This is a genomic window from Cellulosimicrobium arenosum (assembly GCF_014837295.1).
GTDB classification, from domain to species: Bacteria; Actinomycetota; Actinomycetes; order Actinomycetales; family Cellulomonadaceae; genus Cellulosimicrobium; species Cellulosimicrobium arenosum.
This window is the reverse complement of the sequence record NZ_JACYHB010000010.1, coordinates 1-18679: the sequence shown is the minus strand read 5'-3', so window position 1 is coordinate 18679 and position 18679 is coordinate 1. Positions and strand designations below refer to the sequence as shown.

Below are 18679 nucleotides of genomic sequence, written 5' to 3'. Positions count from 1 at the left end.
CGATCGTCCGGAAATTCACCCGCTCCAGAGCGTGTCGTAACCATTCCGTAGCCTCGCGACCCCTGTGTTGCCTTGCTTCCGCGGTCTAGCATTGCCACCGGACACCCGACGTCATGGGACGAGCGTCCAGATCGGTGACATGAGTTCAGCACAGACCCAGGTATGGAGCGAGGCGTCCAGCGACGCCGAGCTCATCAGCGCTGTGCGCGCGGGAGACACGGCGGCCTACGGTGCGCTGTACGAGCGGCACGCGGCCGCGGCCCTGACCGTCGCCCGCCAGTACGTCCGGTCCCGCGCCGACGCCGACGACGTCGTGGCCGACGCGTTCGCCCGTACCCTGGGCGTCCTGCAGAACGGCGGCGGTCCCGACGTCACGTTCCGCGCCTACCTCTTCACGGCGGTCCGGCGGCTCTCCTACGACCTGGTCAACGGCTCGCGGCGCACCCAGCCGACCGACGACGACCGCACGTTCGAGAACGCGTTCGGCCCCATGGCCTCCACGGAGGACCCTGCGCTCGCAGGCTTCGAGAGGTCCATCGTGGCGCGCGCCTACGAGTCGCTGCCCGAGCGCTGGCGTGCCGTCCTCTGGTACACCGAGGTCGAGAACCTCCCACCGGCGGAGATCGCGCCGATCCTCGGGATCACCGCCAACGGCGTCGCCGCACTGTCCTACCGTGCGCGCGAAGGCCTGCGACAGGCATACCTGCAGCAGCACCTCGGCGGTCAGCCCGGCGAGGAGTGCCAAGGTGTCAACCCGCTGCTCGGGTCCTACGTCCGTGGCGGGCTCGCCAAGCGCGAGACCGCGCGCGTGGAGTCGCACCTCGACGGGTGCGGCGAGTGCCGCGGGCTCGTCCTCGAGCTCGGCGACGTGTCGCACGGCATGCGCTCCGTCATCGCACCGCTGGTCCTGGGCGTGGGCGCCCTCGGCCTCGTCGGTACGGCGCTGCCCGTCTCGGGCGGGTCGGCCGTGGGTGCCGGCGCGACCGGCGCCGCGGGGAGCGCGTCCGGCGGGGCGTCCGGTGGTGGGGCTTCCGGCGGTGGCGTCGCAGGCGGCACGGCCGGAGGGACGACGGCGGGTGGCGCGGCCAGCGGGGCGACGGGCACCGGGGGTGCTGCCGCCGGTACGGCAGCGACGACGGGCGGGGTCGCCGGGACTGCCGGGACGGGAGCCGCGACCGGGGCGGGTGCAGCGGCCGGCACCGCAGCCGTGGGCGCGGGCGCGTCGACCGCAGGCGGGGCGGCGCTCGCGAGCGCCGGCGGCCTCGCAGCACTGGTGTCGGCGGCACCGCTCGCCAGCGCGGCCGTCGCGCTCGGCGTGCTCACCGTCACGGGGCTCGGCATCGCCGGTGCGCTCGGGGTGTTCTCACCCGACGAGCCGGAGCCGGCACCGACGGTCCAGGCCTCGCCCGCGCCCACGGACGACACCGGGAGCGATGACCCCACGGCGACCGACCCGGCACTCGACCCGGCATCGCCCTCGAACATCCCCCCGCAGGACCCGGACGCCCCGGCCGTCACGGAGGACACCGCGACGGACACGACGGCGGACGAGCCCGCGGCGACTGCGGGACCCGACGTGCCCGAGGCCCCGGCGACGGCGTCCGGTCCGGTGGCCGCCGGCGGCGGCGTGGTCGACCCCCCCGCCGCACCGGCACCCGGCACGCCGCCGACACCGCAGCCGCCGCCGCCCGCCCCGGCCTCCCTCGATCTGACCCTGGGCGTGGTGGACCTCGCCGCGCGGGTCTCCGCGCCGCTGCCGATCACCGTGCAGAACACCGGTGGTCAGGCCGCGAACGACGTGGCCGTCGACGTCATCCTCCCGGCCGGCGTCCGGGTGGCCGACGAGTCGTCGTCGCTCGGCGCGGCCGTCGGGACCGCCCTCTCGGCGGCGTCGCTCCCGTGCGGTGCGGCCAGCATGAACGACGACGGCTCGAGCACCGTCACGTGCGCCGTCGGCAAGCTCGGACCGTCGGAGACCGGCGACGTGAGCGTCCCGGTCTGGGCGGACGACGGCGGCGACTACACCTTCGCCGGATCGGTCCGTGCGACGGGGCTCGAGCCGGTGCGCAAGACCTTCAATCCGCGCTCCGTGAAGTACTACGGCCCGCAGCTCCGCATCACCGCCGACTACGGCCAGGCGGGCCCCCAGGCGTTCTCCACCGACAACCCCGGTGCAGCCACGGTGCGGCTGACGGTCCGCAACAGCGGCGACCGGGACGCGACCGATCCGACGGTCGACCTGCAGGTGCCCGCAGGCCTGTCCCTGCTCACCGGCACCGACGGCATGCAGAAGGTCACGGGAGGCTGGACGTGCGCGCCCGCGGGCGGCGCCGCGACGTGCGTCGCGCCGTCGGGCACGACGCTGGGCGCGAAGCAGGACGTCACCCTCCCCGTGCGGCTCGTCGCCGACGACGCCGGCGACACCGCGGGTGGGCGACGGACCCTCACCGCGAGCGGCACCGCGACCGACCCGAGGGAGGGCAAGGGCGCGGTCGTCGCCGGCGAGTCGCCGGTCGTCGTCGACGTCGGCGGATACTGGGAGGGCGCCCTGGAGGGACTCGTCGGGAACGTGGAGGCGCAGTGCACCGCGCCGGGGAACGCGGACACGGCGTCGCTCGTCGTGCCGGGATTCCGGAACCTGACCGCCTACGACGACCTGAGCGTGACGCTCGAGGGCGCGGGGTCGAGCGCGACAGAGATCGTGAAGCCGGGTGACGAGGAAGTCCTCAAGGTCGACGACGGCGTGCGGTTCGCCGCCGGTTCGGCGCGGCTGCTCCTGTCGACGGCCGTCGCCGGGCAGATCTTCGAGCACGAGCTCGACGCGGGCACCTTCCCCGCGACGGACTGCTGGTCCGTACCGCCGTGGCTCACGGACGCCGACGCGGACGTGGTGGCACGGAACGTGGGCGGAACCGTCCGGTACACCGCGCACGTGGAGAACGTCACCGGTACGGCGATGGACGTCCGGCTGCTCGCACCCGACTCCGGCCCGTGGTCGACGGTCGCGGACTCGGCGACCGTCACGCCGCTGCGTACGGACTCCACCGCCGACCTGGAGCTGGACACGAAGGCGGCAAGCATGCCGGCCGCCACCGCCACGCTGCGCCAGTACCGCTTCCACCGGGACGCGGACGGTGACGGACAGGGGTATCAGGAGCTGCTCGACGTCGCCCTCCCCGCCGAGACGATCGCTCCTGCCGCACCGGCGCCCACCGTCGGCGCGTGCGTGTTCGACCCCGAGACGGACGCGTCGAGCGCTCCCGTCACGATCACGCTGGACAACCGGGCGTCGACCCTGCCCGTGACGTTCTCCGTGCCGGGCGTGCAGACCGACGTCGAGGTCGCTGCGGGCTCGACGCTGGACGTCGCGACGACGGTCGGCAGCAAGGGCACCACGGTGCGGGTGGTGGCCGACGGCCACGACCTGGACGAGCACGTCGTCGCCGGTGTCGACTGCTTCGACTGGGGCGTGCTCGACGGCAGCACGACGGCAGATGCCCAGTGGGTCGTGGGGAAGGGTGGCTCGACCGGGTCGACCGTGCTGACCGGGACGTTCCGCAACCCCTACGCGGCGACCACGCTGCAGGTGTCGATGGCCGCCGGGAGCCACGGCACGACGGACGTCGTCGACGTCGCGCCCGGAGAGGAGGCGACCTTCACGCTCGGCATCCGCTCCCGCGACGTCGCGGCGGGAACGGCGACCTTCACGGCCGAGCGGGCGCGCCCGGCCGGTCCCGGCTCGGGGACGACGTCCGCAGCCTTCGCCGCCTCGACCTACGAACCGTCGTGGGCGACGGTGGCGCAGGTCACCGCGGAGTGGGACGGCGAGTCGGTGAAGCTCGTCGGCACCCTGACGAACGACACCGACGAGACGCTCGACGCGCGGATGCTGGGCGGCTCGTTCGGCGACACCACCCCGGTGCAGAAGATCGCACCCGATCAGTCGGCCACCTTCGAGATCGACTCGAGGTCGCTCGACCTGAAGGCCGGCTCCGTCTCGTTCCGGCAGTACCGGTACGTCATCGACAAGGGCTTCGCCGACACCGCGCTGCGGGCGTCCTACGACGGCGCGCGATACGAGCCGGACTGGAGCGCGACGCCGACCGCCTCGACCGTCTGCACGGGCGACCTGGCCGACTCGGCGACGCTGACCGCATCGCTGCGCAACGACTCGCCCGAGTCGATGCACGTGACCGCGCGCACGCCGCTCGGCGAGGCCGACCTCGGCGTCGTCGCACCCGGCGCGACCGGCACGGTCGAGCTCGGTGCGGGTGCGCTGGCCGTCGACGCCGGGACCGCGACGTTCACGCTGTCGCGGGAGCACCTGGGGCAGACGTTCACGCACGAGGTGGCCGCGGACTTCGCGGAGCTCGACTGCACGGTCGTCGCGCCGGCCGCGACCGAGGCGCTCGGCGCTCCCTACTACGACGAGACGCGGGACCACTCGTACCGCGCGGTGTCGGTCGTGCTCGACAACTCGGGCTCGAACGTCCCCGTGACGTTCCGGGCCACGGGCCACGCCAAGGGTTCGTGGGACCTCGCCGCAGGAGAGCGCAGGACGGTCGAGCTGGGCGAGGTCGACTGGAACGGCGCGACGTACGTGCTGCACGCGAGTTCGTGGTCGCACCAGGTGAAGGTGGAGAGGTTCACCGCCGCACCCGCGTGCTACGAGCCGTGGCAGCGGTGGACCGGGTACGACCACAGCGCCGTCGCCTCGGATCGCGGCTGGAACTACGCCGCGCGCAACGGGAGCTACAACGTCCGCCCGGGCGGCGACGTCTTCGGCCTCTTCTGGGAGCGCGAGAGCCGGTGCGGCGAGGGCTGACGCCGGTCGTCGACGGTGGGTCCCGGTCCGCCGTCGACCGCTCAGACGTGGATCAGGCCGCGTCGTCCGCGCCCGCGACCACCAGCGGGGTCTGCGGGTCGAACCGGTAGCCGACCCCGCGCACGGTGGTGATGGCGTGGTCGAGGCCGAGCTTCTCCCGCAGGCGGCGGACGTGCACGTCGATCGTGCGGCTGCCGGCCGGGACGGAGTGGTCCGCCCAGACGGTCTCGAGCAGCTCTGCGCGGGCGACGACGCGCTCCGCGGCGCCCGCAAGATACGTCAGCAGGTCGAGCTCGCGATGCGTCAGGCGCGTCCGTGTCCCGTCCACCGTGACCGTGCGGTCGAGCGGGTCGACGACGATCCGTGGCACGGGGGACAGCGTGGCGAGACGTTCGCGGAACGCGGCGATGTCCTGGACCGGCGCACGCCCGGCCTGGGCGGGTACGGACGGCTCGGCGAGCGAGAGCGCGGTGTACGTCTCGGCACCGGGGAGCCAGTCGCGGGCGAGCTCGCCCAGCGCGTCGGCCAGCTCGACGAGCTCGGCGCGCGGGTCCTCGACGGCGCTGTCCCGGTCGACGCCGACGTAGAGGAGGAAGCCCGGTGTGTGGCGTGCCGTGGCGGCGCCGGGCCGGGCGGGGCGCGGACGACGGGTGGTGCGGTGCGTGGTGAGCGTGGTCATGAGGTGACTCCGGGTGCGTCGGGCCGACGTCGTCACCGGAGGTCCGGCGGGTCGGCGGGGTCAGGTTCTGAACCGGGGGAAGGAGTTCAGGCCTGACAACAGACGCACATGACCACGCCCAGGGGCGCGCCGGTCGGCGCGCTGGAGGGGGTGGTCGGGGTGCTCACGAGACCGAGCATGCCAGCGGGAGGGGTCCAGCGCCAGGGCTGGGGGTGGAATCTCAGCATCCGGTCATGCGGGTGTCGAACTGCGATCGATGACGACGTCCCGGGATCAGACGACGCCGTACAGCCGGTCGCCCGCGTCCCCGAGCCCGGGGACGATGTAGGCGTTCTCGTTGAGGCGTTCGTCGACCGACGCGACCACGACGTGCACGTCCAGCCGCTCGCCGACGGCGTCCTGCACGACGCGCAGCCCCTCGGGGGCCGCGAGCAGGCACACCGCCGTCACGTCACGTGCGCCGCGCTCCATCACGTAGTCGATCGCGGCGACGAGCGTGCCACCGGTCGCGAGCATGGGGTCCAGCAGGAACACCTGGCGACCCGTGAGGTCGTCGGGCAGGCGGTTGGCGTATGTGATCGCCTCGAGGGTCTGCTCGTCGCGCTGCATGCCGAGGAACCCGACCTCCGCCGTCGGGAGCAGCCGCGTCATCCCCTCGAGCATCCCGAGGCCCGCGCGCAGGATGGGGACGACGAGCGGGCGCGGCTCTGCGAGCCGGACGCCGGTGGTCGTCGTGACGGGGGTCGTGATCTCGTGCGGCTCGACGCGCACGTCCCGGGTGGCCTCGTACGCGAGCAGGGTCACGAGCTCGTCGACGAGGAGCCGGAACGTCGGGGACGCCGTCCTCTCGTCCCGCAGGACGGTGAGCTTGTGGGCCACGAGCGGGTGGTCGGCGACGTGCAGGCGCATGCCCCCACGCTACGGGACGCCGGGAGCGCGCGTGCTACGACGAGCCCCGCAGGTTGTCAGCACCCCGAGCGTCTATAGGCTCGTGAGTCGCTGACGACACATGCTCCTGGTGGGTTGTCAGCGCTCCACGAACCTCTAGGCTCGTGAGTCGCTGACGACTTCGGAGGTCCGGTGCCCGACGACGCGAACCGCCCTCGTGACCCGGCGCGTGGGCTCGAGCTGCCGTGGGCCGACGGCGCGTTCCCGCCCGCGTCCCTGGCCGCGCGGCGGCACGTCTGGGAGTCGCTCGTGGGGCTCGCGCTGCACGAGGCCACCCACGCGCTCGCGAGCGGCGACGTGCCGGTGGGGGCGCTCGTCGTCGGGCCTGACGGCCGACTCCTGGGCGTGGGGCGCAACCGGCGCGAGGAGACCGGCGACCCGACGGCGCACGCCGAGGTCCTTGCTCTGCGGCAGGCGGCCGCGACGCTGGGGGAGTGGCGGCTCGAGGGCTGCACGCTCGTCGTGACGCTCGAGCCGTGCGCGATGTGTGCCGGGGCGCTGCTGCTCGCACGCGTCCAGCGCCTCGTCCTCGGGGCGTGGGACCCGAAGGCCGGCGCGACCGGCTCGGTGTGGGACCTCGTGCGCGACCAGCGCGCCCACCACGCCGTCGAGGTGATCGGCGGCGTGCGTGAGTACGAGTGCGGTCAGCTCCTGCGCGACTTCTTCGGCACCCGGCGCTAGGCGGCGAGCGCCGTCGCGAGCGCGATCAGGGTCTCGGTGGTGCCGGCCTCGACCTTGAGGGTCGCGAGCGGGTCGCCGCGCGTCGCACCGCGGTTGACGATGACCACCGGCTTGCCCGCCTTCGCCGCGTGCCGGACGAAGCGCAGCCCGCTCAGCACCGTCAGCGACGAGCCCGCGACGAGCAGCGCCTCGCCCTCGTCGACCATCGCGTACGCGCGGTCCACGCGCTCGCGCGGCACGTTCTCGCCGAAGTAGACGATCTCCGGCTTGAGCACCCCGCCGCAGAACTCGCACGGCGCGGGCCGGAAGTGCGACGTCTGCTCGATCACCGCGTCCGCGTCCGGCGCGATCTCGACGTCACCCACCTCGGTCACGGACTCGAGGAAGCCCGGGTTGAGCGCCGTGAGCCGCTCGGCGAGGTGCTCGCGCGAGATCACGCGTCCGCACCGCAGGCAGATCACCCGGTCGTAGCGCCCGTGCAGGTCGATGACGTTGCGGCTGCCCGCGTCCTCGTGCAGCAGGTCCACGTTCTGCGTGATCAGCCCGACCAGCACACCCGCGTCCTCGAGCCGCGCCAGCGCGCGGTGCCCGGCGTTGGGGTGGGTCCGGTTCACGTGCTGCCAGCCCACGTGGTTGCGCGCCCAGTAGTGGCGCCGGAACGCCTCGTCGCCCACGAACTGCTGGTACGTCATGGGGTTGCGCGGCGGCGAGTCGGGCCCGCGGTAGTCGGGGATGCCGGAGTCGGTCGACAGGCCCGCCCCGGTCAGCGCCGTGACGCGCAGCCCGCGCAGCAGCCCGACGGCGTCCGCGGCCGTGCCCGTCCAGGGGGCCGGTCCCGTGCCCGACGGCGCCTGGCTCGGCCGCCACGCGAGCCGCGACGAGAGCGTGGGCACGGACGAGGCGGAACCCCCCGGCGTCGTGACGTCCGCGTCGGACGAATCAGGATCCACCCCACCACGGTACGACGCGCCCCGACGGCGCGCCGTCGCCACCGCCACCGCCACCGCCACCGCCACCGCCACCGTCACCGTCACCGCGTTCTCCCTCGACGTCAGGACTCGGAGGTGGCGGCGCCCGGGCGGCCCGTGCCGCCGCCCGTCCACTCGCCCGACGTGACGGATGTCGTCTCGCCGCCGACCGTCACGGCGTACGCGTCGCCGCTCGTCACCTCGGGGTCGGAGAAGACGACGTTCGCCGTGTCCTTCGTGACCGTGTACGACGTGAGCTCGTTGCCGTCGGCGTCCTCGACCGTGACCGTCTCGCCGGCGCTCGCGGACACGTTCGTCGCCAGCCAGCCCTGCGCGGAGTCCGTCGACGGCGCGACGGCCATGCCCGAGCTGCCCGCGGCCAGCAGCGTGCCGCCCGAGATCTCGAACGTCCCGTTGACGTCGAGCGCGCCGTTCCCGTCGTTCGTCGGGCCCTGCACGGTCGTCGTGCCACCGCTGACCGTCAGCGCGCCGTTCGAGTCCAGCCCGTCGCCGTCGGCGTCGACCATGAGCGTGCCACCGGAGATCGTGAGCGTCGAGCCGTCGTCGCCCATCTCTCCGCCCATGGCACCGCCGCCGCCCGGGCCGCCCTGCGGCATCTCCCCGTCGGCGGGCATCTCGGGCCGCTCTCCGTCGCCGGGAGGGCCGTCGGGCCGCTGCGGCATCTCGCCGTCGGCGCCCTGCGGGGGATCGGGCACCTCCCCGTCCGCGCCCTGGGGTGCCTGCGCGTCCTCGCTGCCCGACGCCGCGGCGTCGTCGTCCGGTGTGGTGCCCTGTCCCGTGGTGCCGATGGTCCCGTCGGTGGTCGCGCCGACCGTCGCGTTGATGCCGTCGTCGCTCGCCGTGACGTCCACCGTGCCGTCGGCGAGAGTGATCGCCGCGCCCTCGATGCCCTCGACGGACGTCGAGACCGTGAGGTCGCCGCCGGAGACCGTGACGTCGCCGTCCGCGTGGACGCCGTCGTCGCCGGACGCCAGCTCGATCGTGCCGCCGCTGACGGACACGGCCCCGTTCGAGTGCAGTCCGTCGTCCGCCGCGTCGACGGTCACGGACGCGTCGTCGCCGACCACGACCCCGACGTCACCCGTGAGGCCCTTGGCGGACGCGTCGTCGGTCACGGTCCCGCCCGCGCCGCCGGCCGCGGTCACGTCGAGGGTGCCGCCCGAGACGATCACGTCCGTCACGGCCTGCACGCCGTCGTCGCCGGACGCGACGGTGACCGTCCCGCCGCGCACGTCGACGAAGCCGAGGGTCTCGTCGTCGTCCTCGGTGGACTTCAGGCCGTCGCCCGCGGCGGTGACGTCGAGCGTCCCGCCGGTGACGACCAGGTAGTCCTTGCCGCGCACGCCGTCGTCGCCCGCGTCGACCGTCAGGTCGCCGCCCACGACGACGAGGCCGTCCTTGGAGACGATGCCGTCGCCCTCGTGGGACGTCACCGCCAGGGCGCCGGAGCCGCCGATCACGAGGTCGGCGGTCGAGAACAGCGCGCCGTCGGGCTCGTCGTCCTCGTCCTGGTCGGAGTAGGTCTCGGCGTCGGTCAGGCTGTTCGCGGAGCCGTCGACGAGGATCACGGCGACCTCGTCGGCGTCCTGGACGTTCAGCGCGGCGTTGGTGGTGGCGGTGACGTCCGCACCGTCGAGCACGACCTGCACGAGCCCGTCGGCGTCGCTGTCCACGACCACCTGACCCTCGAGCGTGCCGCTCAGCACGTACGTGCCCGGTGCGCTGATCGTCACGGTCGAGCCGTCGACGCTCACGCCGTCGCCGCTCGTCTCGGCCGTGTCGCCGTCGAGGGACACCGCGACGACGTCGGCCTCGTCGTACTCGACGTCCTGGTCGTCGACCGTCACGGCGGTGTTCTCGGTGCGTGCCTCGTCGGGCGTCATGCCGGCGACGGCGCTCGAGACGAGGCTCGCGTCGCTCGCGCTGGTCGCACCGTCGGTGCCCGCGGACGAGGTCGACTCGTCCGGGCTGCCGAGGATCGAGCACCCGGCGAGCACGGCGGCGGCCGCCGCTGCGGTGAGGTAGGTCAGGGGACGGCGGATACGCATCAGATGCTCCTGTCGGTGGTCCGCCCGGGGGTGCGGGCGGAGACGTTCGGTGTGGGGGCCAGGTAGCGGCGGATCACGCGCCGCCAGGGCCCGTCGGGAAGGTCGGGGGACAGCAGGGCCATCCCGGTGCCGTACTTGGAGAGCCGCTCCGGCCGGTGGCCGTGGCGCCACAGCAGGCGGTCGAGGTCCGACGGCGTGGAGCCGCCCTTGGTCTCGACGACCACCAGGTGGGGCACGGCCCGCGTCACCGGAGCACCGGGTGCGTCGAGCTCCCAGGTCAGGCCGGTGTCGACGGTCGCTCGCGCGGCGCCGTCCCCGCGGGGGAGCAGGACGGTGGTGCGGCGGTACCGGGACACGAGCCCGGGGGCGAGCGCGAGGTGCGGGGCGCCGTCGACGCCCTGGGTCGCGAGCGTCTCGCCGACGAACACGCGGCCCGTGCCGAGCGCGGCCGGGTCGTCGTGCTGGACGCGCTGCTTGAGCGTCGTCCCGCGGGCGGCCCGCGTCTTGACCTCGAGGAAGCTCGTCCCCGAGTCGAGGTAGGTCCGGGTGCGGACCTTGAACCGCCGACGACGGCGCGTGGCGGTCAGGTGGAACGAGGCGAGGTCCGGGGTGTCGAAGTACACCGACTCGTAGGCCGAGCCACGCGCACCGTCGATCTCCAGGACCCGGGCCGTGGTCGAGCCGGCCAGCTCGTCGAGGACGCGGACCGCGGCGTCGGCAGGCAGGACGTACTTGCGGTCGACCCGGGTCAGGAGCGAGGCCGCGTGGACGAGCTCCTCGAGCCCGACGCCGTCGAGCGGGTCGAGCGCAGCGCGGACCCGGTCGTCGGTCGACGCGGCGAGGGCGGTGCTCACGCGCGCACCTCGAGACGGTCGGCGGTCGGCGGTGCCGGCGGGGAGGTCGGGAGTGCGCTCGCCGCTGCCGAGGTCACGACGTCGGTGCGCCGGGGCGCTCCGTCCCTGGGGATCTCGTAGCGCACGTCGACCAGCGTCGTGTCGTTCACCAGGTCGAGGCGTTGCACGCTCACGCCGTGCACGCGGGCACCGAGGAGCTGCTCGAGGTAGGTCGCGAGCTCGTCGCGGTCCGGGAAGGCCCGGTCGACGACGATCGTCCCGCTCTGGTGGCGGCGCAGGACACGCGGGTGGTCGACGACCGCCATGACCACCAGGACCAGGACCGTGCCCGCGAGCGAGATCCACCCCGTGGTGCTGCCGAGCCCGCCGAGGAGACCCAGGGCGAGGGCGGCGAAGTAGTAGGCGACCTCCGTCTGCGACAGCTCGGTGGAGCGCAGCCGGATGATCGACAGGACGCCGAACAGCCCCAGACCGAGTCCGGCGCCGACCGCGCTCGACGCGAGCGTCGCCGAGACCGCGAGCACCCCGACGTTGACACCCAGATAGGCCACGACGAGGTCGCGCCGACGATGGCGAGGGAAGTACAGGCCGAACGCGAGGACGGCGGCGGCGACGAGGTCGACGGCGTACAGGAGGTTCTGGGACACGAGGCGGCTCCGGGGCCGGGGCGCAGGGCGCCGTGGATGCTGACAGGTCTCAGAACACCGCCCGACCCTGTGTGCCTGCTGTGCCGGGCACAAGGTCGCCGTGTGAGTCCTGTGCATCGGCAGGTCACCGGGCGTTCATCTGCCGAGGACGGGCTCGACGGCGCGCGGCGGCCGCCCGCGTGTGACCGGGATCATCGATCGGGACCCGCGATCGGCGCGGCAGGTGATGTTAGCCTCACCTAAGCAAGGATGAGTCCGAACGAGAGGCAGGTATGTCGACCCCCACCGTCCAGGCGCCCCGCCGCTCCCGGCCCCAGATCGTGCTCGACGTCGTCGAGACCACGTGGCTGACCCCGCACATGGTGCGTGTGGTCGCGGGCGGGCCCGGGTTCGCCGCGTTCACGGACAACGCGTCCACCGACGCGTACGTCAAGATCTTCTTCGCCAAGCCCGAGCTGGGCCTCGAACCGCCGTACGACGTCGCCGCACTGCGTGAGACGCTCCCGCCCGCCGACCTGCCCGTCACCCGCACGTACACCGTCCGGTGGGTCGACGTCGCGGCTCAGCAGCTCGCGATCGACTTCGTCGTCCACGGGGACGAGGGCCTCGCCGGGCCCTGGGCCGCCGCGGCCCAGCCTGGTGACCGGCTCGTGCTCGCCGGTCCCGGCGGCATGTACGCGCCCGACCCGACCGCCGACTGGCACCTGCTCGCCGGGGACGACGCGGCGATCCCCGCGATCGCCGCCGCGCTCGAGGCCATGCCGCGCGACGCCGTCGGGCAGGTGTTCGTCGAGATCGGCACCGAGGCGGACGCGCAGCCGCTGGAGGCCCCCGCGGGCTTCACCGTGACGTGGCTCCTGCGCGGCGAGGCGCACGCCGGCACGACGACGCTGCTCCCCGACGCGGTGCACGGCACCGAGTGGCTCGACGGGCGCGTGCAGGTCTTCGCGCACGGTGAGCGCGAGGCGATGAAGGCGCTGCGCCGTGTCTTCGCCGACCGCGGCGTCCCCCGCGACGACCTGTCGCTCTCCGGCTACTGGGCCCTCGGACGTGCCGAGGACCGGTTCCAGGCCGAGAAGCGCGAACCCATCGGCCAGATCTTCGAGGACTGAGGACCACCCATGACCGCTCGTACCAGCACCCGCCGCGCGCTCGCGGCCGTCTCCGCCGTCGCCGTGCTCGCGCTCGCCGCGTGCTCGTCCGGCGACGACGCGGAACAGCCCGCCGACGACGCGTCGTCGGGCGACACGGAGGCCGCGGCCGACGCGTTCCCCGTCTCGATCGACACCGCGTTCGGCACCGTCGAGATCCCGGAGGAGCCGACCCGTGTCGTCGCGCTCGGGTGGGGCGACGCCGAGACGGCGCTCGCGCTCGGCGTCGAGCCCGTCGGGGCGAGCGACTGGCTCGCGTTCGGCGGCGACGGCGTCGGCCCCTGGCTCGAGGACGCCTACACCACGTCTCCCGAGATCGTGGACACGCTCGAGCCGTCGTACGAGCAGATCGCCGTGCTCGAGCCGGACGTCATCCTCGACGTGAAGTCCTCGGGCGACCCGGAGCGGTACGAGCGGCTCTCGGAGATCGCCCCGACGGTCGGCGTCCCCGAGGGCGGCGAGGCCTACCTCACGCCCATGCAGGACCAGGTCGACATGATCGCCGCCGCCCTCGGCCGCAGCGAGGCCGGCGACGAGCTGCTCGCCGAGGTCGACGACGCCTACGCCGCCGCGCGGGAGGAGAACCCCGACTTCGAGGGCAAGACGGCCGTCATCGGCTCGTACTGGTCCGAGGGCTTCGGCGCCTACGTCTCGACGTCCAGCCGCGGCGAGTTCATGCAGGCGCTCGGGTTCGTCACGAAGCCGGAGATCGACGAGGCTGCGGGCGAGGAGTTCTCGGTGAACCTCGGGACCGAGACCCTCGACCTGCTCGACGCCGACCTCACCGTCATCCAGCCCATCGGCTTCACCGCCGCCGAGGTCGAGGAGCAGCCGCTCTTCCAGACCGTGCCGTCCGTGGCCGACGGTCGCTACGTCGTGTTCGACGACAAGGACCTGTCGAACGCGTTCTCGCTCGGCACGCCGACCGCCGTGATCTACGCGGTCGACAACGTCGTGCCGCTCTTCGCGGACGCGCTCGGCGGCGAGTGAGCGCGGCCGGGCGGGCGGCCCGACGTCGGTCCGGGCCCCCGTGATCCGGCCGATTGGGATTCCGGTGGGCTGAGCAGGTATCCTGCTTCGGCCGGGTTCACCGGCACAGGTAGCGTGTCCGAGCGGCCTAAGGAGCACGCCTCGAAAGCGTGTGTGGGTGAAAGTCCACCGTGAGTTCGAATCTCACCGCTACCGCCACCCGAAGGGCCCCACCCGCGAGATTCTGCGGATGTGGGGCCCTTCATCATGTGGAGGTCACCGGAAACTCACCTCTTTGGGACTCGGTGACCGGCTCTCCCGCCACCGCGATCAGCTGGTCGATGACGACCCGCAGGTCCGGCGCCACGTGGTTCCGCTTCACGTAGTGCCGCACGGTGGTGCCCTCGTCGGCGTGGCCGAGCAGCGCCGTCGCGTTCCCGATCGTCGTCGAGTTCGCGACCTGCGTCGCGACGGTCCGGCGGAAGTCGTGCGGGGTGACCGTGGTGCCGATCGCCAGTTGTGCGTCGCGGAGCTGCTCACGCACCCGGCTGGGGGAGCGGGGCGTGCCCTTGGTCGACGGGAACACCAGCTCGTCGGGCCCGCCGTCGAGGCCGAGGTCCAGCGCCTCGGTGATGGCCGCGACGACGAAGGCCGGCAACGTGATCGTTCGGCGCGACGGGTCCGACTTCGGCTTGCCCTGCCGCACGAGCCGACCCTCGGCCCGGACGACGGTCCCGGTCACGGTGAGCGTCGGCACCTCCGCGTCGAGGTCGACGTCCGCCTCACGCAGCGCCAGGCACTCACCGATCCGCAGCCCGGTGCCGAGCATCGTGTCGACGATCTGCGGCAGGAGCGTGACGTTGCGACGGCCACGGGGCAGCGCAGGTCGGTCCTCCCACTCGCGGACGGCCTTGCGCAGCAGCGCGATGTCCTCAAGGCGCGGCTCCGCCGCGCTTGGCCGATCTCCCGGGAGGGGCCCCGCGCTCCGCTCGCAAGCTCGCTGCGCGCACCCCACCCGTCCGTCCGGCCGCCGAGACGACGGAGGGCGGCCCCGGATCAGTTCCGAGACCGCCCTGCGCGTGATGACGACGACTTGCTCAGTGCGTCGCGAGCTCCTTCGCGCCGTGCTGCGGCGTGTCTCGACGGACCGCAGCGATCAGCGCGGCTAGTTCTGGGATCACACGAGGCTCGGCATCGAGTGCGGCGTCGACCTGGTCGAGCTCTCGCGGTGTCAGTTGGATGACGCGGTCACGGAGCAGCACCTCGCGCGCGTGCTCCATCGCGGCACCAAGGACGAAGGCGGACACGTCCTGCTGTTGTGCTGTGGCCGCCTCGCGGATCGTCGCGAGGGCTTCGGGCGAAACGCGCATGCTGAGGCGTTCGGACCGCGCATTTGCGGTAGGCATGACTACTCCCTGTACCAGATGGCTTGTGGTGGGTCGCTGCGCCACCGACGTACGTCCACTGTACGCACGTGGTGCGTACGCTTTCAACTGGGATCCTGAGTGACGAAGGTCGCACGGAGGTCCTTCGTAGTGAGGAAGAGGCTGAGGTCGTGGTCCAGGAATCGCCGGAATCCGTGCTTGAGGTAGAAGCACGCAGCGTCCTCGTGCAGGGCGTGCACGACGATGACCTCGAACCCGATGCTGTTCGCCGCAGCCAGGAGCTTCTGCAGCGCGTCGAACAGGAGCAGTCTTCCGGCGCCGTGACTCTGGTAGTCGCTGTCGACCGCGAGGCGAGCAAGGAGCATCGCAGGGACGGGGTATCGGCGGCTCCGCCCGTCGGCTGAGGCTGCGTCGGCGGCGGACAGCTCGAACGTGCGCATCGAGTAGTAGCCGGCGATGCGGCCCTGCTGTTCGTCCAGGAGCAGTGTCGTGCGGACGTTGTCCTTCTTCTCGCTCTGGCCGGCGTACCTGGTGAGCCAGTCGTCGAGGTCCGGTTCGCCGCAGCTGAAGGGATGGAGCTTGAGGGCCGCCGAGTCGAACGGCCGCGTGATGAGCATCCTGCTGAGTGCCTTCCGTCCGCGATGAGGGGCGCTGTGCTGGCCACCTTAGAGTTATGCAGTGACGTTGGGCACGGCGGCGCGAAGCTCGCGGCCGTCCGGCCCCGGACCGAGAGCCGAGCATCCGGCCGGCTCCGGTCCGCGTCAAGGGCACCTACGGCGTCGCTGCGCGATGGCCTGCGGCCACCCCTGACCCGGTCCTCCGCCGACCTCCCGTGCTCCGCTATCGGTCCGGCGCCTCGGAGCGTCCCCGCCGCGGTGGGAGCCTGGAGCCATCGGTATGCCTCCGTTTTCGCCGCCACACGGGTGCTGGCATGACCAGCCCAGTGCAACCAGTGCCTTCCCAACAGTGCAGGTCAACGGAGGTTTTCCGCAGAACCAACGTACGGCGTCGAAGGCGGCCATCCAAGCTCACCGCTACCGCCACCCGAAGGGCCTCACATCCGCAGGATTCTGCGGATGTGGGGCCCTTCGTCGTCCAGGTGCCGCGGAGCCCGGCAACGTCCCAGGTTGTCCCGCGGGCGGGCACCCAGATCGGTTGGGCGGGTGAGAAAGACCGGAAGTCCTGGCATTCTCGTGGCCACGCTCGCATCATGGCCGGACGACCCCTTGGCAAACGGAGTTGACCATGGATGCGGATGAACACGCCGGCAAGGCGGCGGACGTCGCGTACGGCCTCGTGTCCGGGGTCCTCGGTGGTGCGCTGGTCTTCGCCCTCACCTTCGCGGTCAACTTTCCGTGCGGGACGTCTGTGCTCGGAACCCCGCTGGAGCCTTGCCGCAACGTGTTCGGGTCGACGCCGCTCGTCATCGAGGGCAGCCCGCTCGCCCCGTACGTCCTCGGGTTCCTTGCCGCAGGGATCACCTATGGCGTGGTCTACCTGTGGCACTGGCGCTCAGGGTCGAGCTGACGCCCGTACGTCGCGTCGCAGGTAGTTCCACGCGATGACGGCGCACGCGAGTCCGTTGACGAACCCCATGAGCACGTCGGTCAGGCTGTGCATGCCGCGGTAGAGCCGTGCGGTCCCCACGGCGAACGGGACGAGGACCGCGAGCACGGTCAGGACCACGCGGAGCACCGGGTTCTGCACCCGCTGCGCCATCAGCGCGAGCGTCAGGTAGAACGCGGTCGATGCGCCGGTGTGCCCGCTCGGGAAGCTCGACGTCGGGGGTGCGTCGTCCAGCTTCTCCACCTCGGGGCGCTCGATGCCGACGACGAGCGACGACGTGAGGAAGATCGCCGCCTGCAGCGCCACCGCGAGCCCGGGGATGAACGCGTACCACCACTGCCGTGTGCGCCACCACACCAGGGCGATCGTGAGCACGCAGCCGCCGATGATGAACTCGGTGGTCCCGATTGCCGAGACCCATTCGGTCACCGTGTTCAGGAACGGCGTGCGGTTCGACTCGAACCACTCGTTGACCGCGGCCTCCTGCTCGAGACCCTCCAGGGGGCCCTTGATGAGGAACCCGATCCCGACGATCACCAGCCACAGGGCGAGGCCCGGGAGCAGGGCGCGACGTGCGGCGTCCCGCGCCACCTCCCGCCCCGACGGTCGAGTGGTGTCGAGCTCGTAGCGGTGGACGAAGGCGTTCACTCAAGGTCTCCGATCGGGGGTCGAGTGCGGCGCGTCAGCCTATGGCGTCCCCCGGTCGGGCGCACTGCAGGATCGACGCGCGGCGTCACGCTACTGTGCCCGACGCCGCCCGGTACAGCCCTGGCGCGGGTCACCCGGCAGGTGGTGCTGTCGGCACGTGCCGATAGGGTCGCGTCATGAATCGTGAGACCCAGAGGGCCGAACTGCACAAGACCATCTGGAGGATCGCGAACGACCTTCGCGGCAGCGTGGACGGGTGGGACTTCAAGTCGTACGTCCTCGGATTCCTGTTCTACCGGTACGTCTCTGAGAACCTCGCCGCCTATCTGAACGAGGGCGAGCAGGCGGCCGGGAACGTGGACTTCGACTACGCGAAGGCATCGAACGCCGACGTCGATGACGAGGGCCTGGTCGCGGGGATCGTCGCGGAGAAGGGCTTCTTCATCCGGCCCTCGGAGCTGTTCGTCAACGTGCGCGGCCGGGCCTCGCGCGACGCGAACCTCAACGAGACCTTGGAGCGGGTGTTCCGGAACATCGAGGCCTCCGCGGTGGGCACCGACGCCGAGGACGACCTCAAGGGTCTGTTCGAGGACGTCGACGTCAACTCGAACCGGCTCGGCACCACGGTGGCCAAGCGCAATGAGAGGCTCGCCAAGCTGCTCGCCGCGATCGGCGACCTGAACCTGGGCAGCGGGACGTTCAGCGAGAACAAGATCGACGCCTTCGGCGACGCCTACGAGTACCTCATGCAGATGTACGCCTCCTCAGCGGGCAAGTCCGGCGGGGAGTACTACACCCCGCAGGAGGTCTCCGAGCTCCTCGCTCGCATCACGGTCGTCGGCAAGACGAGCGTGAACAAGGTGTACGACCCTGCCTGCGGGTCCGGGTCGCTGCTGCTGAAGTACCGCAAGGTGCTCGGCAAGGACGGGGTCCGCCAGGGGTACTTCGGTCAGGAGATCAATCTGACGACCTACAACCTGTGCCGCATCAACATGTTCCTGCACGACGTGAACTACGAGCAGTTCGACATCGCCCACGGCGACACCCTGATCGACCCGGCGCACTGGGACGACGAGCCGTTCGAGGCGATCGTGTCCAACCCGCCGTACTCGACCAGGTGGGAGGGCGACGCGAACCCGCTACTCATCAACGACCCGCGCTAGGGTCTGCCCCGAGTTTGGTTGACACCTGATCTCTGAGGTTCCGGCCTCAGGTGGAAGGATGTCCCCGTGGCAAAGCCCTACCCCAAGGAGTTCCGCGACGACGTCGTGGCCGTGGCCCGCAAGGGC

General features: G+C 72.2%; 15 protein-coding genes, 1 tRNA gene and 1 pseudogene. 7 read left to right on the top strand and 10 right to left on the bottom strand.

Annotated features, from left to right (window positions below; translation table 11 throughout):
* The first annotated feature begins 139 nt into the window (after positions 1–139).
* Positions 140–4825, top strand: a complete 4686-nt coding sequence (locus tag IF651_RS12285; RefSeq protein ID WP_191829424.1) for a sigma-70 family RNA polymerase sigma factor — start codon at positions 140–142, stop codon at positions 4823–4825.
* Between the two features lie 52 nt (positions 4826–4877).
* On the opposite strand, the gene IF651_RS12280 is transcribed toward IF651_RS12285, so the two are convergent.
* Entirely contained in the window at positions 4878–5504 is a 627-nt protein-coding gene (locus IF651_RS12280) for a winged helix-turn-helix domain-containing protein (protein ID WP_191829423.1), read from the bottom strand.
* 273 nt (positions 5505–5777) lie between these two features.
* Positions 5778–6413 (bottom strand): uracil phosphoribosyltransferase, encoded by a 636-nt coding sequence (gene upp / locus IF651_RS12275; protein WP_191829422.1) that lies wholly within the window; start codon positions 6411–6413, stop codon positions 5778–5780.
* A gap of 288 nt (positions 6414–6701) precedes the next feature.
* On the opposite strand from upp, the gene IF651_RS12270 reads away from it, so the two are divergent.
* Positions 6702–7133, top strand: a complete 432-nt coding sequence (locus IF651_RS12270; protein WP_422110483.1) for a nucleoside deaminase — start codon at positions 6702–6704, stop codon at positions 7131–7133.
* On the opposite strand, the gene IF651_RS12265 is transcribed toward IF651_RS12270, so the two are convergent.
* From IF651_RS12265 to IF651_RS12250, 4 genes are all read right to left on the bottom strand, one after another.
* Entirely contained in the window at positions 7130–7927 is a 798-nt protein-coding gene (locus tag IF651_RS12265) for an NAD-dependent protein deacetylase (RefSeq protein ID WP_194720181.1), read from the bottom strand. The two genes, IF651_RS12270 and IF651_RS12265, sit on opposite strands and share 4 nt — an antisense overlap.
* A 257-nt stretch (positions 7928–8184) precedes the next feature.
* The gene (locus tag IF651_RS12260) at positions 8185–10170 is read right to left on the bottom strand and encodes a carbohydrate-binding domain-containing protein (protein WP_191829421.1); all 1986 of its coding nucleotides are present in this window, start codon (positions 10168–10170) and stop codon (positions 8185–8187) included.
* Entirely contained in the window at positions 10170–11024 is an 855-nt protein-coding gene (locus tag IF651_RS12255) for a VTC domain-containing protein (RefSeq protein ID WP_191829420.1), read from the bottom strand. The genes IF651_RS12260 and IF651_RS12255 overlap by 1 nt, the downstream gene beginning before the upstream one ends.
* Positions 11021–11671, bottom strand: coding sequence for a DUF4956 domain-containing protein (locus IF651_RS12250; protein WP_191829419.1), 651 nt, complete (start codon positions 11669–11671; stop codon positions 11021–11023). Before IF651_RS12250 ends, IF651_RS12255 begins: the two co-directional genes overlap by 4 nt.
* A 272-nt stretch (positions 11672–11943) precedes the next feature.
* On the opposite strand from IF651_RS12250, the gene IF651_RS12245 reads away from it, so the two are divergent.
* The 3 genes from IF651_RS12245 to IF651_RS12235 all read left to right on the top strand — a co-directional run bounded on the left by IF651_RS12245 (position 11944) and on the right by IF651_RS12235 (position 14010).
* Entirely contained in the window at positions 11944–12783 is an 840-nt protein-coding gene (locus IF651_RS12245; RefSeq protein ID WP_191829418.1) for a siderophore-interacting protein, read from the top strand.
* Between the two features lie 9 nt (positions 12784–12792).
* Complete coding sequence (locus IF651_RS12240; RefSeq protein WP_191829417.1) at positions 12793–13812, top strand: iron-siderophore ABC transporter substrate-binding protein; 1020 nt, start codon at positions 12793–12795, stop codon at positions 13810–13812.
* A 108-nt stretch (positions 13813–13920) separates the two neighbouring features.
* Positions 13921–14010 (top strand) — tRNA-Ser (locus IF651_RS12235).
* Between the two features lie 46 nt (positions 14011–14056).
* On the opposite strand, the gene IF651_RS12230 is transcribed toward IF651_RS12235, so the two are convergent.
* From IF651_RS12230 to IF651_RS12220, 3 genes are all read right to left on the bottom strand, one after another.
* Positions 14057–14620, bottom strand: a complete 564-nt coding sequence (locus IF651_RS12230; RefSeq protein ID WP_191829416.1) for a site-specific integrase — start codon at positions 14618–14620, stop codon at positions 14057–14059.
* A gap of 268 nt (positions 14621–14888) precedes the next feature.
* Positions 14889–15197 (bottom strand): type II toxin-antitoxin system TacA family antitoxin, encoded by a 309-nt coding sequence (locus tag IF651_RS12225; protein WP_191829415.1) that lies wholly within the window; start codon positions 15195–15197, stop codon positions 14889–14891.
* An 83-nt stretch (positions 15198–15280) separates the two neighbouring features.
* Entirely contained in the window at positions 15281–15793 is a 513-nt protein-coding gene (locus IF651_RS12220) for a GNAT family N-acetyltransferase (protein ID WP_191829414.1), read from the bottom strand.
* Between the two features lie 628 nt (positions 15794–16421).
* On the opposite strand from IF651_RS12220, the gene IF651_RS12215 reads away from it, so the two are divergent.
* Positions 16422–16703, top strand: a complete 282-nt coding sequence (locus IF651_RS12215) for a hypothetical protein (protein ID WP_191829413.1) — start codon at positions 16422–16424, stop codon at positions 16701–16703.
* Here the strand turns inward: IF651_RS12215 and IF651_RS12210 are convergent.
* Entirely contained in the window at positions 16689–17390 is a 702-nt protein-coding gene (locus tag IF651_RS12210) for a phosphatase PAP2 family protein (protein WP_191829412.1), read from the bottom strand. The genes IF651_RS12215 and IF651_RS12210 overlap by 15 nt on opposite strands.
* 176 nt (positions 17391–17566) lie before the next feature.
* Here IF651_RS12210 and IF651_RS12205 point away from each other — a divergent pair.
* Positions 17567–18550 (top strand): annotated as a pseudogene (locus IF651_RS12205) (type I restriction-modification system subunit M); the annotation flags it as partial.
* Positions 18551–18679 lie beyond the last annotated feature (129 nt).